Annotated in this window: 19 protein-coding genes; 5 read left to right on the top strand and 14 right to left on the bottom strand. The window is 66.2% G+C overall.

Annotation, left to right across the window (positions count from 1 at the left end; all coding sequences use genetic code 11):
- Positions 1 to 57: 57 nt before the first annotated feature.
- The 12 genes from paaZ to paaA form a co-directional block, all read right to left on the bottom strand.
- Complete coding sequence (gene paaZ / locus ASF77_RS20110) at positions 58 to 2,124, bottom strand: phenylacetic acid degradation bifunctional protein PaaZ (protein WP_056343535.1); 2,067 nt, start codon at positions 2,122 to 2,124, stop codon at positions 58 to 60.
- 115 nt (positions 2,125 to 2,239) lie between these two features.
- The gene (locus ASF77_RS20105; protein ID WP_056343532.1) at positions 2,240 to 2,839 is read right to left on the bottom strand and encodes a phenylacetic acid degradation protein PaaY; all 600 of its coding nucleotides are present in this window, start codon (positions 2,837 to 2,839) and stop codon (positions 2,240 to 2,242) included.
- 2 nt (positions 2,840 to 2,841) lie between these two features.
- Positions 2,842 to 4,047: a 3-oxoadipyl-CoA thiolase gene (pcaF, locus tag ASF77_RS20100; RefSeq protein WP_056343529.1), complete on the bottom strand. Its 1,206-nt coding sequence runs from the start codon at positions 4,045 to 4,047 to the stop codon at positions 2,842 to 2,844.
- Positions 4,048 to 4,066: 19 nt separating this feature from the next.
- Entirely contained in the window at positions 4,067 to 5,383 is a 1,317-nt protein-coding gene (paaK, locus tag ASF77_RS20095) for a phenylacetate--CoA ligase PaaK (RefSeq protein ID WP_056343526.1), read from the bottom strand.
- A 26-nt stretch (positions 5,384 to 5,409) separates the two neighbouring features.
- Positions 5,410 to 5,904, bottom strand: coding sequence for a hydroxyphenylacetyl-CoA thioesterase PaaI (gene paaI, locus ASF77_RS20090; RefSeq protein WP_056343525.1), 495 nt, complete (start codon positions 5,902 to 5,904; stop codon positions 5,410 to 5,412).
- Positions 5,897 to 7,459, bottom strand: coding sequence for a 3-hydroxyacyl-CoA dehydrogenase PaaH (gene paaH / locus ASF77_RS20085; protein WP_056343522.1), 1,563 nt, complete (start codon positions 7,457 to 7,459; stop codon positions 5,897 to 5,899). The genes paaI and paaH overlap by 8 nt, the downstream gene beginning before the upstream one ends.
- Positions 7,460 to 7,461: 2 nt before the next feature.
- Positions 7,462 to 8,253 carry a 2-(1,2-epoxy-1,2-dihydrophenyl)acetyl-CoA isomerase PaaG gene (gene paaG / locus ASF77_RS20080; RefSeq protein WP_056343519.1) on the bottom strand — a complete coding sequence of 264 codons (792 nt, stop codon included), beginning with the start codon at positions 8,251 to 8,253 and terminating at the stop codon, positions 7,462 to 7,464.
- Between the two features lie 27 nt (positions 8,254 to 8,280).
- The gene (paaE, locus tag ASF77_RS20075; protein WP_056343516.1) at positions 8,281 to 9,369 is read right to left on the bottom strand and encodes a 1,2-phenylacetyl-CoA epoxidase subunit PaaE; all 1,089 of its coding nucleotides are present in this window, start codon (positions 9,367 to 9,369) and stop codon (positions 8,281 to 8,283) included.
- Positions 9,370 to 9,394: 25 nt separating this feature from the next.
- Positions 9,395 to 9,919, bottom strand: coding sequence for a 1,2-phenylacetyl-CoA epoxidase subunit PaaD (gene paaD, locus ASF77_RS20070; protein ID WP_056343513.1), 525 nt, complete (start codon positions 9,917 to 9,919; stop codon positions 9,395 to 9,397).
- Positions 9,920 to 9,929: 10 nt separating this feature from the next.
- Complete coding sequence (gene paaC / locus ASF77_RS20065; RefSeq protein WP_056343511.1) at positions 9,930 to 10,682, bottom strand: 1,2-phenylacetyl-CoA epoxidase subunit PaaC; 753 nt, start codon at positions 10,680 to 10,682, stop codon at positions 9,930 to 9,932.
- A 23-nt stretch (positions 10,683 to 10,705) separates the two neighbouring features.
- Positions 10,706 to 10,990, bottom strand: a complete 285-nt coding sequence (gene paaB, locus ASF77_RS20060) for a 1,2-phenylacetyl-CoA epoxidase subunit PaaB (protein ID WP_020651929.1) — start codon at positions 10,988 to 10,990, stop codon at positions 10,706 to 10,708.
- Positions 10,991 to 11,130: 140 nt separating this feature from the next.
- Positions 11,131 to 12,120, bottom strand: coding sequence for a 1,2-phenylacetyl-CoA epoxidase subunit PaaA (gene paaA, locus ASF77_RS20055; protein ID WP_056343508.1), 990 nt, complete (start codon positions 12,118 to 12,120; stop codon positions 11,131 to 11,133).
- 116 nt (positions 12,121 to 12,236) lie between these two features.
- On the opposite strand from paaA, the gene paaX reads away from it, so the two are divergent.
- The 5 genes from paaX (at position 12,237) to ASF77_RS20030 (ending at position 18,074) form a co-directional block, all read left to right on the top strand.
- Entirely contained in the window at positions 12,237 to 13,166 is a 930-nt protein-coding gene (gene paaX / locus ASF77_RS20050; RefSeq protein WP_056343505.1) for a phenylacetic acid degradation operon negative regulatory protein PaaX, read from the top strand.
- Positions 13,167 to 13,290: 124 nt separating this feature from the next.
- Complete coding sequence (locus ASF77_RS20045; protein ID WP_056343502.1) at positions 13,291 to 14,424, top strand: M14-type cytosolic carboxypeptidase; 1,134 nt, start codon at positions 13,291 to 13,293, stop codon at positions 14,422 to 14,424.
- A 54-nt stretch (positions 14,425 to 14,478) separates the two neighbouring features.
- The gene (locus tag ASF77_RS20040; RefSeq protein WP_056343499.1) at positions 14,479 to 14,712 is read left to right on the top strand and encodes a hypothetical protein; all 234 of its coding nucleotides are present in this window, start codon (positions 14,479 to 14,481) and stop codon (positions 14,710 to 14,712) included.
- Positions 14,713 to 14,896: 184 nt separating this feature from the next.
- Entirely contained in the window at positions 14,897 to 16,363 is a 1,467-nt protein-coding gene (locus ASF77_RS20035) for an ATPase domain-containing protein (RefSeq protein WP_229445513.1), read from the top strand.
- Complete coding sequence (locus tag ASF77_RS20030) at positions 16,350 to 18,074, top strand: response regulator (RefSeq protein WP_056343493.1); 1,725 nt, start codon at positions 16,350 to 16,352, stop codon at positions 18,072 to 18,074. Before ASF77_RS20035 ends, ASF77_RS20030 begins: the two co-directional genes overlap by 14 nt.
- Here the strand turns inward: ASF77_RS20030 and ASF77_RS20025 are convergent.
- Positions 18,071 to 18,520 carry a DUF1801 domain-containing protein gene (locus ASF77_RS20025; protein ID WP_056343490.1) on the bottom strand — a complete coding sequence of 150 codons (450 nt, stop codon included), beginning with the start codon at positions 18,518 to 18,520 and terminating at the stop codon, positions 18,071 to 18,073. The genes ASF77_RS20030 and ASF77_RS20025 overlap by 4 nt on opposite strands.
- Before the next feature lie 16 nt (positions 18,521 to 18,536).
- Positions 18,537 to 18,776 carry a hypothetical protein gene (locus ASF77_RS20020; RefSeq protein WP_056343486.1) on the bottom strand — a complete coding sequence of 80 codons (240 nt, stop codon included), beginning with the start codon at positions 18,774 to 18,776 and terminating at the stop codon, positions 18,537 to 18,539.
- Positions 18,777 to 18,783 lie beyond the last annotated feature (7 nt).

The following is an 18,783-nucleotide window of genomic DNA, read 5'->3' as shown; positions in this document are numbered from 1 at the left end:
TCCTTAGGAATGGGGGAGCCTCGAAAGCAGCCGGCCCCCCTCGATCCCGAGAAAGGCTTAGCTCGCGCGTTTCTGTACCAGCGTCAGGATATCGTAACTTGCCACCAGTTCGTCGTTCTGGTTGGTGACCTGCACGTCCCAGGCCACCACACCCTGGCCACGGCCCTGTTCGTCGCTGCGGTTGCGGTCGACCTTGCGCTTGCAGGTCAGGCGCGCGCGGATGGTGTCGCCGATCGCCACCGGCGCCACGAAGCGCAGGTTGTCGAGGCCGTAGTTCGCCAGTACCGGGCCCGGCGCCGGCGAGACGAACAGGCCGGCCGCCGCCGACAGCACGAAGTAGCCGTGCGCGATGCGCTTGCCGAACTGGGTGTCCTTGGCTGCGATCTCGTCGAAGTGCATGTAGAAATAATCGCCCGAGACGCCGCCGAAATTCACGATGTCCGCTTCGCTCACGGTGCGGCGGTGGGTCAGCAGCGAGTGGCCGATCTCCAGCTCCTCGAAATGGCGGCGGAACGGGTGGACTTCCGTTTCCTTGACCGCCGCGCCGCGCACATATTCGCCGGTCACCGCCGTCAGCATGGTCGGCGAGCCCTGCACCGCCGCGCGCTGCAGGAAGTGTTTGACGGCGCGGATGCCGCCCAGCTCCTCTCCGCCGCCGGCGCGGCCCGGGCCGCCGTGCTTCAGCTGCGGCAGCGGCGAGCCGTGGCCGGTGGAATCGACTGCCGATTCGCGGTCGAGGATGTGCACGCGTCCGTGCGAAGCGGCCGCGATCGGCACCGCGTAGGCCGCGATCGCCGGATCCTTGGTAGCGAGCGTCGTGACCAGGCTGCCGCGCCCCAAAGCGGCCAGGTGCAGGGCCTCGTCGATGTCGCGGTAGGTCATCATCGTGCTGACCGGGCCGAAGGCCTCGATGTCGTGCACGGCTGTGTTGATGGACGCATTGCGGCACAGGAGCAGGGTCGGTGAGAAGAAGGCGCCGCTGGCGCAGTTTTCACCCACCGGATTGAAGCCGTGGTGCGCGCCGAAGACGATCTCATTGCCGCGTGCGAGCATCTCCAAGCGTTCCGACACGTCGCGGTGCTGATCCATCGAAGCCAGCGCGCCCATGCGTACGCCTTCCATCTTCGGATTGCCGACGACGATTTTCGAAAGCCGGTCGCGCAGGCGCTCGCCCAGCGCATCGACGTGCTGCTCGGGCACGATGACGCGGCGGATCGCCGTGCACTTCTGGCCGGCTTTACCCGTCATCTCGCGCGCGACTTCCTTCACGAACAGGTCGAACTCCGGATCGTCCGGGCTCACGTCCGGCGCCAGGATGGCGGCGTTGAGCGAGTCCGCTTCGGCCGTGAACGGCACCGATTCGCGGATCAGGTTGGGGTTGGCACGCAGCTTGGCCGCGGTGTCGGCCGAGCCCGTGAACGTGACGGCGTCGAAGCCGGTGAGGCGGTCGAGCAGGTCGCCGGTCGAGCCGATCACGAGTTGCAGCGAACCCTCGGGCAGCAGGCCGGATTCCTGCATCATTTTTACTACCGCATGGGTCAGGTAGCTGGTCGCAGTCGCCGGTTTGCCGATGCAGGGCATGGCGGCCAGGAAGCTCGGCGCGAATTTCTCGAGCAGGCCCCAGATCGGGAAGTTGAAGGCGTTGATGTGCACGGCCAGGCCGCCCTTCGGCACCAGGATGTGGGTACCGGCGAAGCCGCCGCGTTTACCCAGGTTGAGCGCCGGGCCTTCGTGCAGCACGTTCGAGGACGGCAGTTCGCGCGAGCCCATGCTGGCGTAGGCGAACAGAGTGCCGATGCCGCCTTCGACGTCGACCCAGCTGTCGGGACGGGTGGCGCCGGTGAGATGGGAGATCTCGTACAGCTCTTCCTTCCGTTCCATCAGGTACAGCGCCAGGGCTTTCAGGCGCTGGGCGCGGGTCTGGAAGTCGAGCTTCATCAGGCCGGGCACGCCCGTCTTGCGGGCATAGGTGACGGCTTCGTCGAAGTCGATCTTTTCGGCGTGGGTGTGGTACAGCAGCTGGCCGTCGAGGGCGCCGTGGAGGGGCGCGGCGGCTTCCTGGCCGATCCAGCGGCCGGCGATCCAGCTTTGCAGGGTGCTTGGCGGGGTGCTTACATGAGCCATGTTTTGTCTCCTCAGGATTTGTTTAGGCAGGTGGTGTGCAGGCGCTGCACCGCGTGGGCGGAGCCCGACACACCCGGAATTGAGGCCACTGGCCTCAATTCCCCCTACAAAAAGATTATTTTTTGGGGGCGTGGCCGCCGGTGGTGCTGAAATCGAAGACGGGACGGTTCGGTTCGATTTCCGTGAACGCTTCGACCTCGCGCATCGTGTTCAGGGAACGCGTCGTCAGCTGGTGGTACTGGCTCGTACCGAAACTCTTCCACTTGATATCCTCGTCCGTCAACGCGCGCATCACCTTGGCGGGCGTGCCCATGACCATGCTGCGCGGCGGGATGACCATGCCGGCTTTTACGAAACTCATGGCGGCGACGATCGATTCTTCGCCCACCACGGCGCCGTCCATGACGACGGCATTCATGCCGACCATGGCGTTGCGGCCCACGCGGCAGCCGTGCAGCACGGCGCCGTGGCCGATGTGGCCGTCGACTTCGATCACGGTCTCGCCGTCCTCGAAGCCGTGCATCACGCAGCAATCCTGCACGTTGGCGCCCTCTTCCAGGATCAGGCGGCCGAAGTCGCCGCGCAAGGAGGCCAGCGGGCCGATGTAGCAGCGCGGCCCGATGATGACGTCGCCAATGATGACTGCCGTCGGATGCACGTAGCTGGTCGGGTGAATGACCGGGCGCACGCCGTCGATTTCATAAACCTTCACCATGATCAGACTCGCTCGATGATGAGGGCGATGCCCTGGCCGACGCCGATGCACATCGTGCACAGCGCGTAGCGGCCGCCGGTGCGCTGCAACTGGTAGACCGCGGCGGTGACCAGGCGGGCGCCGGACGCGCCCAGCGGGTGGCCCAGCGCGATCGCGCCGCCGTTCGGGTTCACGTGCTCGGCATCGTCCGCAAGTCCCAGGTCGCGCATCACGGCCAGGCCCTGGGCGGCAAAGGCTTCGTTCAGTTCGATGACATCCATCTGGCCGATGGTGAGACCCGTCTGCGCCAGCACTTTCTTCGTCGCCGGCGATGGCCCGAAGCCCATGATCCGCGGTGGCAGGCCGGCGGTCGCCATGCCGACGATGCGGGCGCGCGGGCGCAAGCCGAAGCGCTCGGCGGCGGCGCCGGACGCGATCAGCAGCGCGCAGGCGCCGTCGTTCACGCCGGAGGCGTTACCGGCGGTGACGGTGCCGTCCGGCGTCACGACGCCTTTCAGTTTCGCCAGCGCCTCGATGGTGGTGTCCGGACGCGGATGTTCATCCGTGTCGAACACCCGCGACTCGCCCTTTTTCGAATGCAGGGTCACATGCACGATCTCGTCCTTGAACAATCCCGCGGCATGCGCGCGCGCCCAGCGCTGCTGGCTGCGAATGGCGAAAGCGTCCTGGTCGGCGCGGTTGACGTTGAAATCCTTCGCCACGTTCTCGGCCGTTTCGGGCATCGAGTCGATGCCGTATTTCGCCTTCATCAGCGGATTGACGAAGCGCCAGCCGATGGTCGTGTCCTCGATCTTGGCCGCGCGCGAGAAGGCGGAATCGGCCTTGCCCATCACGAAAGGTGCGCGCGTCATGCTTTCCGAGCCGCCGGCGATGATCAGCTGCGCTTGTCCCGACAGGATGGCGCGGCCGGCCAGGCCGACCGCGTCCAGGCTCGATCCGCACAGGCGGTTGATCGTATTGCCCGGCACTTCAGGCGGCAGGCCGGCCAGCAGCCCGGCCATGTGGCCGACGTTGCGGTTGTCCTCGCCGGCCTGGTTGGCGCAGCCCCAGTACAGGTCGTCGACGCTGGCCCAGTCGACGCCCTTGTTGCGCTCGATGAGGGCGGCGATCGGCAGTGCAGCCAGGTCGTCGGCGCGCATGGAGGCCAGGGAGCCGCCGTAGCGGCCGAAGGGGGTGCGGACGGCGTCGCAGATGAATGCGTCGTTCATGTGTGTCTCCTCTTATTTTTCAGGTATTTTTGGAACGCTTGTCGAGCACGCGCCGTGCCTTGCCGGTCATCGTGCGCTCGATGCCCATCGGCGGCGTCAGGGTGACCTTGGTGCTCACGCCGACATAGGTCTTGATGCAGTGCTGCAGTTCCTTGGCCAGCGCGGCGATGCTGTCCTGGGTGTGCGTGTTTTCCTTCAGCTCGCCGAAGACTTCGAGCGTGTCGAGATGACCGTCGCGCGCCACCACCAGCTGGTAATGCGGCGCCAGCGCCGGCATCTTCAACACCAGTTCCTCGATCTGGCTCGGGAACACGTTCACGCCGCGGATGATCAGCATGTCGTCCGAGCGGCCCGTGATTTTTCCCATGCGCCGCATCGAGCGCGAGGTCGGCGGCAGCAAACGCGTCAGGTCGCGCGTGCGGTAGCGAATGATGGGCAGCGCTTCCTTCGAAAGCGAAGTGAACACCAGTTCGCCTTCTTCACCGTCGGGCAGCACTTCGCCGGTATCCGGGTCGATGATCTCGGGATAGAAGTGGTCTTCCCAGATGACCGGGCCATCCTTGCTCTCGATGCATTCGCTTGCCACGCCCGGGCCCATCACTTCGGACAGGCCGTAGATGTCGACCGCGTCGATACCGGCCTCCGTTTCGATGGTGCGGCGCATCTCGTTCGTCCACGGCTCGGCCCCGAAGATGCCGACCTTCAGCGAGGAAGCCGTCGGATCCATCCCCTGGCGCTTGAATTCCTCGACGATATTCAGCATGTACGAGGGCGTAACCATGATGATCGAGGGCTGGAAATCGCAGATCAGCTGCACCTGCTTTTCCGTCTGCCCGCCCGACATCGGGATCACCGTGCAGCCCAGGCGCTCGGCGCCGTAGTGGGCGCCGAGGCCGCCCGTGAACAGGCCGTAGCCGTAGGCGATGTGCACCATGTCGCCGCGGCGTCCGCCGGCCGCGCGGATCGAGCGCGCCACCACATCGGCCCAGGTATCGATGTCCTTCTGGGTGTAGCCGACCACGGTCGGCCGTCCGGTCGTGCCGGACGAGGCGTGCACGCGCACCACCTGCTCGCGCGGCACGGCGAACAGGCCGAACGGGTAGTTGTCGCGCAGGGTCTTCTTCTCGGTGAAAGGGAACTTCGCCAGGTCGGACAGCGATTTCAGGTCGCCCGGATGGACGCCGGCTTCGTCGAAGGCCTTGCGGTAGTGCGGCACATTGTCGTAGGCGTGCTGCAGCGACCAGCGCAGGCGTTCGAGCTGCAGCGCCTGAAGCTCGTCGCGGCTGGCGCGTTCGATCGGCTCCAGATCGTCGGGCGTGGGATGACGTTGCACCATTCTCGGACTCCTTTCAGCGTTTGGATTTATGCGGCGAGGCCGGCGGGGTTGGCGGGGTTAGCGGGGTTAGCGGGGTTAGCTACTTCGGCCACCATGCCGCTCACGCGGTGCGACTTGCCGCGGAACAGGGCGATCGTGCGCCCTTCTTCGTTTTTCACCGTGACGTCGTAGACGCCGGTCTTGCCGGCCAGCGCCTGCTCGACCGCTTCGGCCACCAGCAGGTCGCCTTCGCGGCCGGGCGCCAGGTAGTCGATCGTGCAGCCGGCGCCGACCGTGTTGAAATTGTGCGAATTGCAGGCGAAGGCAAAGGCGCTGTCGGCCAGCATGAAGATGAAGCCGCCGTGGCAGGTGGCATGCCCGTTGAGCATGTCGCCGCGCACGCGCATCGACATGCGTGCATAGCCGGGGCGGATGGCGTCGAGCGTCATGCCCAGCGCCTGGCTGGCCGGGTCGCGCTCGTACATGGTCTTGCCGGCCAGTTCGGCCAGTGCTTGCGGATTGCTGTGCTGCTCGTTATGCATGAAAGCGGGCTCCGATCGGGTTGGCGGCGAGTTTGCGGCGCAAGAGCGGCGAGACGCGGTAGCGCTCCTCGCCATAGGTGGCGCCGAGATTGGCCAGGACGGCGACGATGTGGGCGAGGCCGACGCTGTCGGCCCAGGCCAGTGGGCCGCGCGGGTAGTTCACGCCCTTCTGCATCGCGATGTCGACCGCGCTCGCACTGCACACGCCCTGGTTGACGGCGTCGGCCGCCTCGTTGGCGAGCATGGCGACGGTGCGCATCACGGCCATGCCGGGCACGTCGTCCAGGCGCGTGACCGTGAAGCCGGCCGCCTGGAACAGGCCGACGGCGGCCTGGTAGGCCTCTTCGCTGCACTGGTCGGCGCGCGCCAGCGCGATGCGCGTCGCATTGGCATGGTCGAACAGCAGGTCGTAGACCACCGTGTTCGGGTGCTTGTTGGCGGCCGCGCGCTCGGTGGCGCTGCGTCCGTCGGTGAGGAAGATCGCCGCGCCGTTGGTGTGGAAGGCCGGCGCCTCGTGCTTCTCGGCGCCGTGCAGCGGCTCGCGGTGGGCGACGGTAAAACCGGCGATGGCCAGGCGCGCCTCCATCGGCGACAACACGCTGCTCGTGACTTCGCGCGCCACGCTGATGCCGACCGTGTGCGGACGCACGGCATGCGGCTCGGTCTGCACGCTTGGTTTCGCGGCATCGTCGCCATAGCGGTAGAAACCGCGCCCGGACTTACGGCCAAGGAAACCGGCGTTCACCAGTTCCTGCTGCAGCACCGAGGGCGTGAAACGGCCGTCGCCGAAATAAGCCGCGTGCACCGATTGCGTGACCGAGAAATTGACGTCGTGGCCGATCAGGTCCATCAGCTCGAAGGGGCCCATGCGAAAGCCCCCGCAGTCGCGCATGACCGCGTCCAGCGTGGGCGCATCGCCCGCGCCTTCCTGCAGAAGGCGCAGCGCTTCGGCGTAATACGGACGGGCGACGCGGTTGACGATGAAGCCGGGCGTCGACTTCGCGTGCACCGGATCCTTGCCCCAGGCGAGCGCGGTGGCGTGGACGGTGTCGGCAACGCTTTTATCAGTGGCCAGGCCACTGATGACTTCGACCAGCGCCATCAGCGGCACCGGATTGAAGAAGTGCATGCCGACCAGGCGTTCCGGATGGCGCAGCGGCGCCGCGATCGCGGTGACCGAGATCGAGGAGGTGTTGGTGGCGAGGATGCAGCGCGCGTCGACGATGCCTTCCAGCTCGGCGAACAGCGTACGCTTGGCCTCCAGGTTCTCGACGATGGCTTCCACCACCAATGCCGCGTCCTTCACTTCCGCCAGCGAGCCGACGGCCTGCAGGCGCTCGCGCGCGAGATCGGCTTCCGCCGCGCCCATGCGGCCCTTGTCGACCAGCTTCGCGTACACCTTGCCGATCTCGGCGATGGCCTTGGCGGCGGCCTCGGGCCGCGTGTCGAACAGGCGCACCTCGTGACCGCTGCTGGCCGCCACCTGGGCAATGCCCGCGCCCATGGCGCCGCTGCCGATGACGGCGACGACGCTGCCCTTTGCCAGTCCCGTCATGCCTACTCTCCCTTGAACTGCGCCGGGCGCTTGGCGATGAAGGCGGCGACGCCTTCGCGGTAGTCGTGGCTGTAGCCGAGTTCGCGCATCATCTCGCCTTCCAGCTTGAGCTGCTCGGGCAGGGTGTTGGCGTAGCTGGCCTGCAGCGCCTTCTTGGTGAAGGCGAGGCCTTTCGTCGGCGCGCTGGCGAAGTGGTCGGCCATGGCCATGGCCTCGTCCATCAGCGCCTCGTCCGGGACGCAGCGCCAGATCAGGCCCCACTCTTCCGCCTTTTCGGCCGAGAGTTTTTCGCCCAGCATGGCCAGGCCCGTGGCGCGCGCATGGCCGATCAGGCGCGGCAGGTGCCAGGTGCCGCCGGTGTCCGGGATCAGGCCGAGTTTGCAGAAGGCTTCGATGAAGCTGGCCGACTTCGCGGCCAGCACGATGTCGCAGGCCAGGGCCAGGTTGGCGCCGGCGCCGGCGGCCACGCCGTTGACGGCGCAGATCACCGGCATTGGCAGGCCGCGCAGGGTGAGCACCAGCGGCGCATAGAATTTTTCCACCGATTCGCCCAGGTCGACGCCCGGCGCACCCGGCGCCACGGCGCGGTCGCCCAGATCCTGGCCGGCGCAGAAACCGCGGCCGGCGCCGGTCAGCACCAGCACGCGCACCGATGTATCGGCTTGCAGCTTGTCGAGCGCGTCGCGCACTTCCAGGTGCATGGCCTGGGTAAAGCTGTTCAGGCGGTCGGGGCGGTTCAGCGTCAGGACGGCGACGCCATTCTTGATGGTGAACAGGATCGATTCGTAGCTCATGGTGTCTCCTCCAGTTTTTGGCTTTATTTACTCGTGCTGGTCGAAATCGACGATGACGTTGTCGGTGATCGGGAAGGCCTGGCAGGAGAGCACGAAGCCGCGCGCGACTTCGTAGTCTTCCAGCGCATAGTTCACGTCCATCTCGACATTGCCTTCGACGACCTTGCAGCGGCAGGTCGAGCAGACCCCGCCCTTGCAGGAGTAGCGCATGTCGATGCCGGCGCGCAGGCCGGCGTCCAGGATCGATTCCTTGTCCTTCTCCATCGTGAAACTGGCGGCGCTGCCGTCCATGATGACGGTGACTTCGGTCTGCTGCCGGGTTCCTTGCGCTGCCGGGTGCGGCTTGCGCATTGCTCCATCAGCGTGCTTCGGAATGCTGGCCGCGAACAGCTCGATGCGGATCTTTTCCTTGGCCATGCCGGCGTCCTGCAGCGACTTCGAGACGCCGTGCATCATGTCTTCCGGGCCGCAGATGAAGGCGACGTCGATGTCCTCGGCATTGATCCAGCTTTTCAGGAAGGCGCTGCACTTCTCGCCCGTGATGCGGCCATTGAACAGCTCGATGTCCTGCTGCTCGCGGCTCATCACATAGACCAGCTTCAGGCGGCCCATGTAGATGTCCTTCAGGTCGGTCAGCTCGTCGCGGAAGATGACCGACGAGGACGCGCGGTTGCCGTAGACGAGGGTGAAGCGGCTCTTCGGCTCGGCCAGCAGGGTGGTCTTGATGATCGAGAGGATCGGCGTGATGCCGCTGCCGGCGGCGAAGGCCAGGTAGTGGCGCTCGCTATCCGGGTCGAGCGGCACGTTGAAGTGGCCCATCGGCGGCATGACTTCCAGCGTGGCGCCCGGCTCCAGGTTTTCGTTGGCCCAGTTCGAGAACAGGCCGCCGGAGGTGCGCTTGATCGCCACGCGCAGCTGCTCGTCCTGCACGGCCGAGCAGATCGAATAGGAACGGCGCACGTCCTCGCCGTCGATCATGGCGCGCAGCGTCAGGTGCTGGCCCTGCTGGTAGGCGAAGGTGGATTTCAGTTCGGGCGGCACGGCGAAGGTGACGGCGACGGCGTCGCGCGTCTCGTGCTTCACCTTGGCCACGGTGAGTGGATAGAATTTGCTCATGGCGTCTCTTTGTCGCTTGGTGCACTTAATGGCACTTGAAGTAATCGAAGGGTTCGCGGCAATCCAGGCATTTGTACAAGGCCTTGCACGGGGTCGAACCGAACTGGCTGGTGAGCTGGGTGTGCTTGCTGCCGCAGTTCGGGCAGGCGACTTCCGGCTCCACGAAGGCTTTGCGCTTTACTCCGCCGCGCAGACCGCTGATGTCAATGGCCTGCTGCACCGGCGGCGCGATGCCGTAGCCTTTCAACGCGGCCCTGCCGGCCTCGCTCATCCAGTCGGTCGTCCAGGCCGGCGACAGGCGGCTCACCAGCTTGACCTTTTCCAGGCCGTGCGCGTGCAGGGCTTCGGTGACGGCTTCGCTGATCACCTGCATCGCCGGACAGCCGGAATAGGTCGGCGTGATCGTCACGACCCACTCGTCGCCGACAAGGGCGACGTCGCGCACGATGCCGAGGTCGACCACCGAGATCACCGGAATCTCGGGGTCTGGCACCTCGCCGAGCCAGGCCCAGACCTGGTCGACCGTGGCGGTGCTCGCTGCTGCGCTCATTGCCGGCTCCCTACCACTCGGCGCCGGGATAGGCGCGCTGCAGGAACTGCATCTCGGCCAGGATGAAGCCGAGGCGCTCGGAGTGGCGGCCCTGCTTGCCGCCGCGCTGCATGTACGCGTCCGGCGAAGGCATGCTCAAGGTGGCCTCGGCCAGGATCTCGCTCACGTGCTCGAGGAAGGCGGCGCGCAGGCCTTCGAAGCGCGGGGCGACGCCCTGCTCGACCATGGCGTTGTCGATCTCGTCGTAAATAAACACTTCGCCGCTGTACATCCAGAGGTCGTCCAGCGCCGCCTGCATCTTGGCGTGGCTGACGTCGGTGCCGTCGCCCAGGCGCACCACCAGGTCGCCGCTGCGGCGCAGGTGGTAGGTGACTTCCTTGAACGACTTTTCGGCGATCTCGGCGATGCGCGGGTCGCTGGACTGGAGCAGCCCCTGCATCAGGAAGTAGTGCCAGGTATCGAACAGGAACTGGCGCATCATCGTCTCGGCATAGCTGCCGTTGGGCTGCTCGACCAGCAGGACGTTGCGGTAGTCGTGAGCATCGCGACCGAAGGCGAGCTTGTCCTCGTCGCGTCCCTGCCCTTCGAGTTCGCCGGCATAGGTCAGCCACATGCGGGTCTGGCCCAGCAGGTCGAGCGCGACGTTGGTCAGCGCCATGTCCTCTTCCAGCGCCGGGCCCTTGCCGCACAACTGGCTGAGCTGCTGCGAGAGGATCAGGGCATTGTCGCCCTGGCGCAGGAGATACTGGATTTTTGCGTCCATAAGGTTGGTCTCCAACTGCGCGCTCACAGGTTCTTGACTTCTTCTGGCATCGGGAAGAAGGTCGGGTGGCGGTAGACCTTGCTGTTGGCCGGCTCGAACAGGGCTTCCTTGTCGGACGGGCTGGAAGCGACGATGTCGGCGGCGCGCACGACCCAGATCGAGACGCCTTCGTTGCGGCGCGTGTAGACGTCGCGCGCGTTGTTGATCGCCATTTCGGCGTCAGGGGCGTGCAGGCTGCCGACGTGCTTGTGGGCGAGGCCGTGCTGGCTGCGGATGAAAACTTCCCACAGGGGCCATTCTTTGCTCATGGTATGTCTCCGGTGTTTCTATTTTGTTGACGTTCGCGGGCGATGCTGCTTCGTGTTCGACGAAGCAGGCGCTGCACCGCGTGGGCACGGAGTGCCCACCCTACGGTACACATCCGCCGCGGTTTACGCGGCAGATGCCATTAAGCGGCGGCTTTGCGGGCTGCTGCTTTTTCGGCGTGGGCGACCAGGGCCTCGCGGAACCATTCGCCGTCGTCCCAGGCTTTCACGCGCGTGCGCAGGCGCTCGCGGTTGCAGGGACCGTTGCCCTTCAGGACGTTGTGGAATTCGCTCCAGTCGATCTCGCCGAATTCGTAGTGGCCCGTTTCCTCATTGAATTTGAGGTCAGGGTCGGGGATCGTCAGGCCGAGGTATTCGGCTTGCGGCACGGTCTGGTCGACCATGCGCTGGCGCAGTTCGTCGTTCGAGAACAGCTTGATGCGCCATTTGCTTGACTGCGCGCTGTTGACCGATTCGGCGTCCGAGGGGCCGAACATCATGAGCGAGGGCCACCACCAGCGATTGAGCGCATCCTGGGCCATCGCCTTCTGTTCCGGCGTGCCCTTGGCAAGGCTCATCATGATGTCGTAGCCCTGGCGCGCGTGGAAGGACTCTTCCTTGCAGACGCGGATCATGGCGCGCGCATACGGGCCGTAGGAGCAGCGGCAGAGCGGGATCTGGTTGATGATCGCCGAGCCGTCGACCAGCCAGCCGATCGCGCCCATGTCGGCCCAACTGAGGGTCGGATAATTGAAAATGCTGGAATACTTGGCTTTGCCGGAGTGCAGCGCGGCGAGCAGTTCGTCGCGCGACACGCCCAGGGTTTCGGCGGCGCTGTATAAATACAGACCGTGCCCGGCTTCGTCCTGGATCTTGGCCAGCAGCACCGATTTGCGTTTCAGCGTCGGCGCGCGCGTCACCCAGTTGCCCTCGGGCAGCTGGCCGACGATTTCCGAGTGCGCGTGCTGCGAGATCTGGCGCACCAGGGTCTTGCGGTAAGCATCCGGCATCCAGTCCTTGGCTTCGATCTTGACGCCGGCGTCGATGCGTGCCTGGAAAGCCTGCTCCTCGGCACTCATGTCTTCGTTCGTTTGAACCTTTTTCAGGCCCGTTTCCACCATCTGTGCGTACATGGTCAGTCTCCCATTGCAAACATCGTGAGCTCATAATACGATACAGAAAACGAGATGTACACCAAAATTTTGAATCATATCGAGAAGCAACACCCAGCCCGGACGAATGGATTTGCATGACACAATTGACTAGCAATGAATGGATCGCCCAGGCACTTTCCCTCGAGTCACTACGCTCGAAATCGCTGGTGATGACGGTAATGGGCGACGCCATCGCGCCCCATGGCGGCGCGGTCTGGCTGGGCAGCCTGATCGAATTGCTGGCCCCGCTCGGCGTGACCGACCGCCTGGTGCGCACCAGCGTGTTCCGGCTGGTGCAGGAAGGCTGGCTGACGGCCAGCCGCGAGGGACGGCGCAGCCGTTACGCCTTCGATCCGAAGTCGCTGCCGCGTTTCCAGCGCGCCGACCGCCGCATCTATGCCCCGCCCGGCCTGCACTGGGACGGGCGCTGGACGCTGGTGCTCGCGCCCAACGGCAGCATCGACGGCGAGCTGCGCACGGCGGTGAGGAAGGAACTCGAATGGGAAGGTTTCGCCATGCTGGGCACCGGCGTGCTGGCACATCCGGGGGCCGATCCCGAAGGCCTGCGCGATGCGCTGGCACGCACCGGGGGCGCCGGCCGCGTCTTCGTGGTCAGCGCGGCCGAGCTGCCGGACGTGGGTTCGCGCCCGCTGCGCGAACTCGTCGGCGAAGGCTGGGATCTGACGGCCGTGGCGCAAAGCTACCGCGACTTCATCGGGCAGTTCACGCCGCTCCTGGCCCTGCTGCGCGCCGAGCCGCAGCTGGCGCCCGAAGCGGCGTTCGCGATCCGTTCGCTCCTGATCCACGCTTACCGCCGCCTGCAACTGCACGACCCGCTGCTGCCGCTCGAGTTGCTGCCCGATCCGTGGCCGGGGACGGATGCCTACGCGGTGGCGCGCGAGGTGTATTTGATGGTGGTTGCGCAGGCGGAGGTGCATATCGATACGGTGCTGCGGCGCGAGGATGGCGAGGCGCCGGGGGCGGATGCGGCGTTTTATCAGCGCTTCGGGGGATTGCGCGGCTGAGCGGGCGTTGTACCCCCGTGGAGTCGGGACTCCACGGGGTATATCGCATGCACATCACCACCCTCAAACACGACCCGAAACCGGTTATCATCTCGGCTTTACGCCTTCTTCTACGGGACACACCATGTCTATCAAGATCAGCAGCCAGTTCGACGCCGGCGCCATCGAGGTCGTGAACGCCACGAGCGCGAACGCTATCGATCTGAACATCCGCAAGGACTCGCACGCCGACATCATCCAGTGGTTCTACTTCCGCCTGCAAGGCGCGGCGGGTCAACCCTGCACCATCCGCTTCCTGAACGCCGGTCAGGCCGCGTATCCGGCCGGCTGGGAAGACTACCAGGCGATGGCCAGCTACGACCGCATCAACTGGTTCCGCGTGCCGACCTCCTACGACGGCCAGGTGATGACGATCAATCACACGCCGGGCATGGACAGTGTCTACTACGCGTATTTCGAGCCGTATTCCTGGGAACGCCACCTCGAGCTGCTCGACCGCGCGCAGATGAGCGAACAGGTGCGCATGGTCGACCTGGGCTCCACCGTCGACGGCCGCGACCTGAACATGCTGGTCATCGGCGAACCGTCGCCGGAAAAGAAAAAAGTCTGGGTCATCGCGCGCCAGCACCCGGGCGAGACGATGGCCGAATGGTTCATCGAAGGCATGCTCGACGCCCTGCTCGATCCTGCGCACCCGTTCGCGCGCCAGCTGCTGAACGAGACCGTGTTCTACGTGGTGCCGAACATGAACCCGGACGGTTCCGTCCGCGGCAACCTGCGCACGAATGCCGCCGGCGCCAACCTGAACCGCGAGTGGTTGAACCCGACCATGGAGCGCAGCCCGGAAGTCTTCCTCGTCAAGCAGAAGATGCATGAAGTCGGCGTCGACCTCTGCCTCGACGTGCACGGCGACGAAGGCCTGCCGTATGTGTTCGTGGCCGGCAGCGAGTCGCTGCCGAACTTCACGCCGGAGCAGGCCGCCGCCCAGAAGCGTTTCAGCGACGATTTCAAGATCGCCAGCCCGGACTTCCAGGACGTGCACGGCTATGGCGAGTCGCCGTATACCGAAGAGACGCTGACCATGGGCTCGCCCCACATCACGCACGCCTTCGGCTGCCTGTCGCTGACCCTGGAATTGCCGTTCAAGGACAATGCCAACGACCCCGATCCGCAGGTCGGCTGGGACGGCGCGCGCAGCGCCCGCCTCGGCGCGGCGGTGCTGCAACCGGTGCTGCAGTCGATCCGCGCACTGAAATAAACCGTTCCGACGCCCCGCCAGCCGGGGCGTTTTCCTGTCATTGAAAGTCATCGCATGAGCATCTTCTCCGCCTCCGTCTTCGACGCCACCGTGGTCTACAACGGCCAGGAACTATTCAAGGGGCGCGGCGCGGCCGAGGGCTGGGCCGCCAAGGTCGCGAAAGAGATCGAAGCGCCGGTCACGGTCGAAAAGATCGGCACCGGCTGGGCCCTGCGCGGCCAGGTCGACGGCGTGGACGTCACCTGGGGCATCTACGGCCAGCGCCTGAAACGCATCGAGGCCGCCTGAATGTGCCCGTACGTACAATAAAACGGCGCTGACTGGCACTATAATCGCTCCATCCGCATTGCCGCACAGGGCGGCAGTGCCACCACCCGGCCAGGACTGCGACGGCATCCCGGCCTCTCGACAGGCCGTATTCATGACTTCCCCCGTTTCCCTTCGCACCGCAGAGTCCACTCCACCACCCCGGATGTCGACCGGCATCGCCGGCCTCGACGACATCCTCGGGGGCGGCCTGACGCCGCAGCGCATCTACCTGGTGGAAGGCTCGCCCGGTGCGGGCAAGACCACGCTCGGCCTGCAATTCCTGCTCGACGGCGTCACGAGGGGCGAGCATGGCCTGTACATCACCCTGTCGGAAACGACCGACGAATTGAAAGCCGTGGCCGCCAGCCACGGCTGGTCGCTCGATGCGCTGTCGCTGTACGAACTGGCCAGCGACATGTCGCTCGACATCGACGCCCAGCAGTCGATCTTCCACCCGTCCGAAGTCGAACTGGGCGAAACCACCCGCAACGTGATGGACGAGGTCGACCGCGTGAAACCGCTGCGCGTGGTCTTCGACAGCCTGTCGGAGATGCGCCTGCTGGCCCAGAATCCGCTGCGCTACCGGCGCCAGATCCTGGCGCTGAAGCAGTTCTTCACCACGCGCGCCTGCACCGTGCTGCTCCTCGACGACAAGACCAGCAGCTCCGACCAGCACCTGCACAGCATCGCCCACGGCGTCATCAGCCTGGAGCAGATCGCCAAGGAATTCGGCAAGGAGCGGCGCCGCGTCAACATCGTCAAGATGCGCGGCATCCGCTTCCGCGGCGGCTTCCACGACTACACGCTCGATACCGGCGGCATCACCATGTATCCCCGGCTGGTCGCCGCCGAGCACATGCTCGACTTCACACCGACCCTGCGCTCGACCGGATCGAGCGGCTTCGACAAGCTGCTCGGCGGCGGCTTGGTAAGCGGCACCAATACCTTGATCGTCGGCCCGTCCGGGATCGGCAAGACGACGATGGTCGCGCGCTGCCTGTTGTCGGCGCTCGAACGCGGGGAGACGGCATCGTTCTACCTGTTCGACGAAGGCCTTGGCACCTTCTTCGCCCGCAGCGTGGCCCTTGGCATGGACTTGCGGCCCTTCGTCGACAATGGACGGCTGCGCCTGCATCATATCGACCCGGCCGAGCTCTCGCCGGGCGAATTCGCGCAAATGCTGCGCGATGCGGTTGAGCAGCATGGGGTTTCCTTCATCGGTATCGATAGCCTCAACGCCTATCTGCAAGCGATGCCGGGCGAGCAGTACCTGACCCTGCAGATGCACGAACTGCTCTCCTACCTGAACCAGCAGGGCGTAACGACGCTGCTGGTGCTCGGGCAGCACGGCCTGATCGGCGAGGTGCACAGCGACGTCGACCTGAGCTACCTGGCCGATACCACCGTGCTGCTCCGCTTCTTTGAAGCGAACGGGCGCCTGCGCCGTGCGATCACGGTCATCAAGAGCCGCACCGCCAGCCACGCGCTGACCATCCACGAGCTGCAGCTGGGCGAGGAAGGCGTGCGCGTCGGCGAACCGCTCGAGGGCTTCGACGGCGTGCTCACCGGCCTGCCGAGCTACCGCGGCTCGACCCCCATGATGCCGACCGTGCCGCATGCAGCCGGCTGACGCCTTCGAGGAGCGCGTCCTGATCTTCGCACCGCACGGCCGCGATGCGCAGGTCATGTGCTCGGTGCTCGCGCGCGATGGCTTCGGCTGCGCCACGGTCGACAATTTCGATGCCTTCGCCGACAGCATCGCCACCGGCGCAGGGGCGGCGATCGTCGCCGAGGAAGCCCTGCAGGGCGCCGCCACGGGGCGCCTGCGCGCCTGGCTCGACGGGCAGCCGCACTGGTCCGATTTCCCCTTCGTCGTGCTGCTCACCCGCAGCGGCGGCGTGCCGGCCGATGGCGCCCGTGCGCGCCTGGGCGAACTCGGCAACGTGATCCTGCTCGAGCGCCCGCTCAACACGCAGACGCTGCGCAGCGCCGCGCTGTCGGCCTTGCGCGCGCGCCGGCGCCAGTACCAGGCGCGCGACCTGCTGCTCGAGCGCGAGCGCACGGCCGCAAGCCTGCGCCAGAGCCAGGAAGCGCTGGTGCACCTGAACGAGACGCTCGAAGCGCGCATCGAGGAGCGCACGCGCGCGCTGGCCCAGGCCAACGACCGCCTCATGAACGAGGTCATCGAGCGCGAGCGCGTGCAGCAGGCCATGGTGCAGCTGCAGAAGATGGAAGCGATCGGACGCCTCACCGGCGGCATGGCACACGACTTCAACAACCTGCTCAACGTGGTGCAGGGCAGCATGGACTTGATCCTCCTGATGTCGAAGGACGAGGTTGCGAAGAGCCGCGCCGAGGTGGCGCGCCGCGCCTGCCAGCGCGGCGCCAAGCTGACTAGCCAGCTGCTGGCCTTCTCGCGCAACCAGAGCCTGGATCTGCGCCCGCTCGACCTGGCGACCCTGTTCGACGGCGTGCGCGAACTGGTGGCGACCTCGCTCGGTGCCGGCATCGCCCTTTCGTTCGAGGTCGACATGCCGGCGGCCAGCGTCATGGCCGACACCAACCAGATGGAGATGGCGCTGCTGAACCTGGCCATCAACGCGCGCGACGCCATGGATGGCGGCGGAGAACTGCGCTTTCATGCGGGAGCCGCCACGCCGCCGGCAGGGCTGCTGCCCGCCGGCGACTACGTGCGCATCGCCGTCAGCGACAGCGGCGCCGGCATGGCGCCGGAAGTGGCGGCGCGCGTGTTCGAACCCTTCTTCACCACCAAGGGCGTGGGCAAGGGAACGGGACTGGGCCTGTCCCAGGTCTACGGCATGGCGCAGCAGTCCGGCGGGGCGGCGCGCATCCTGAGCGAGCAGGGCGTGGGCACGACGGTGGAGATCTGGCTACCCGCGGCAAAGGCCGGCAGCGCGGCGCTGCCGGCGGCGGCGCCCGCCACTGCCGCGGCGCCGCGTCCCGGCGTGCGCATCCTGGTGGTGGAAGACGACGATTTCGTGCGCGAGTCGATGGTCGAATCGCTCGAAGCCCTGGGCCACACGGTGGCGCAGGCCGCCGACGGCGCGGCCGGCCTCATCGAACTGAAACGCGCGGCGCCGGACCTGGTCATCACTGACTACCTGATGCCGGGCATGACCGGCACCGAACTGGTGCTGCGCGCGCGTGCGGAATTGCCGGGCGTACCGATGATTATCGCTACCGGTTACGCCGACATGAAGGCGATCGAAGAGGTGATCGAGGACGACCTGCTGCTGCGCAAACCCTTCCAGCTGGCCGAGCTGGCGGCGACCGTGGAACGGGCCCTGGGCAAGGCCGGGAACGAGACGCGGCCGAACTAGCCGGCGGTTGCGGTGCTGCCCTTGCCTGCGCCGCCATAGAGCGCGGTGGTGGTGGCGATCGATTCGCGCACCAGTTCTTCCAGCACGGCCAGGTCGATGTCGGCCAGCTTGCGCACGTAGAGGCAGGCCTGGGCCATCTTGTGCCGGCCCAGGCGCGCCAGCAGCGGCGCGCGTGCGGCGTCGTCGCAGCTGAGATAGATGCTGATGTCGCCCTTGCGCGCGGCGAAACCGGCCAGGGGCGCATCGCCTTCGCGGCCGCTGGCGTAGCGGTAGTGGTAGCTGCCGAAGCCGACGATGCTCGGCCCCCACATGACGGCCGGCGCACCCGTAATGCGCTCCATCAGCGCGGCCAGCTGCGCGCAGTCGGCGCGCCGTACCGGGTCGTCGATCGCCTGCAGATAGGCCGCGGCGTCGACCGCGGTGGGTTGAGTCTTGTTGGCGCTCATGTCCGCGCGCCGGCCGTCAGACCTGCACGCCCAGGTGGTTCTGGATCCACGCGTGCGCATCCTCGACGCTGTCGAAATGCACGGTCGCGATCACCGTCTTGTCGTGCGCCAGACAGCTCAGGTAGACGCGCTTCTCGTCGGCGGAGCTGAGCAGGTCGGACTGGGGCGACAGTTCGACCGATGCCACCAGGTCGAGGTTCAGGAGCACGGCCTTTTTCGGGTTGCTGTCCTTGTCGATGCGAATGAACTGGCTCATGCTGTGG

This window comes from Massilia sp. Leaf139 (assembly GCF_001424165.1).
Lineage (GTDB): Bacteria > Pseudomonadota > Gammaproteobacteria > Burkholderiales > Burkholderiaceae_D > Telluria.
The sequence above is the reverse complement of the archived record's forward strand: the minus strand, read 5'-3'. Positions and strand labels throughout refer to the sequence as shown.

Bases quoted from the DNA above. Each gene is read 5' to 3' on its own strand.
- paaG (WP_056343519.1), bottom strand. From the start codon at position 8,253: ATGAGCTACGAATCGATCCTGTTCACCATCAAGAATGGCGTCGCCGTC.
- paaX (WP_056343505.1), top strand. From the start codon at position 12,237: ATGACACAATTGACTAGCAATGAATGGATCGCCCAGGCACTTTCCCTC.
- paaK (WP_056343526.1), bottom strand. From the start codon at position 5,383: ATGGTGCAACGTCATCCCACGCCCGACGATCTGGAGCCGATCGAACGC.
- ASF77_RS20030 (WP_056343493.1), top strand. From the start codon at position 16,350: ATGCAGCCGGCTGACGCCTTCGAGGAGCGCGTCCTGATCTTCGCACCG.
- ASF77_RS20020 (WP_056343486.1), bottom strand. From the start codon at position 18,776: ATGAGCCAGTTCATTCGCATCGACAAGGACAGCAACCCGAAAAAGGCC.
- paaH (WP_056343522.1), bottom strand. From the start codon at position 7,459: ATGACGGGACTGGCAAAGGGCAGCGTCGTCGCCGTCATCGGCAGCGGC.
- ASF77_RS20035 (WP_229445513.1), top strand. From the start codon at position 14,897: ATGTCGACCGGCATCGCCGGCCTCGACGACATCCTCGGGGGCGGCCTG.
- paaZ (WP_056343535.1), bottom strand. From the start codon at position 2,124: ATGGCTCATGTAAGCACCCCGCCAAGCACCCTGCAAAGCTGGATCGCC.
- paaD (WP_056343513.1), bottom strand. From the start codon at position 9,919: ATGAGCGCAGCAGCGAGCACCGCCACGGTCGACCAGGTCTGGGCCTGG.
- paaI (WP_056343525.1), bottom strand. From the start codon at position 5,904: ATGCATAACGAGCAGCACAGCAATCCGCAAGCACTGGCCGAACTGGCC.
- paaB (WP_020651929.1), bottom strand. From the start codon at position 10,990: ATGAGCAAAGAATGGCCCCTGTGGGAAGTTTTCATCCGCAGCCAGCAC.
- ASF77_RS20040 (WP_056343499.1), top strand. From the start codon at position 14,479: ATGAGCATCTTCTCCGCCTCCGTCTTCGACGCCACCGTGGTCTACAAC.
- ASF77_RS20045 (WP_056343502.1), top strand. From the start codon at position 13,291: ATGTCTATCAAGATCAGCAGCCAGTTCGACGCCGGCGCCATCGAGGTC.
- pcaF (WP_056343529.1), bottom strand. From the start codon at position 4,047: ATGAACGACGCATTCATCTGCGACGCCGTCCGCACCCCCTTCGGCCGC.
- ASF77_RS20025 (WP_056343490.1), bottom strand. From the start codon at position 18,520: ATGAGCGCCAACAAGACTCAACCCACCGCGGTCGACGCCGCGGCCTAT.
- paaC (WP_056343511.1), bottom strand. From the start codon at position 10,682: ATGGACGCAAAAATCCAGTATCTCCTGCGCCAGGGCGACAATGCCCTG.
- ASF77_RS20105 (WP_056343532.1), bottom strand. From the start codon at position 2,839: ATGGTGAAGGTTTATGAAATCGACGGCGTGCGCCCGGTCATTCACCCG.
- paaA (WP_056343508.1), bottom strand. From the start codon at position 12,120: ATGTACGCACAGATGGTGGAAACGGGCCTGAAAAAGGTTCAAACGAAC.
- paaE (WP_056343516.1), bottom strand. From the start codon at position 9,369: ATGAGCAAATTCTATCCACTCACCGTGGCCAAGGTGAAGCACGAGACG.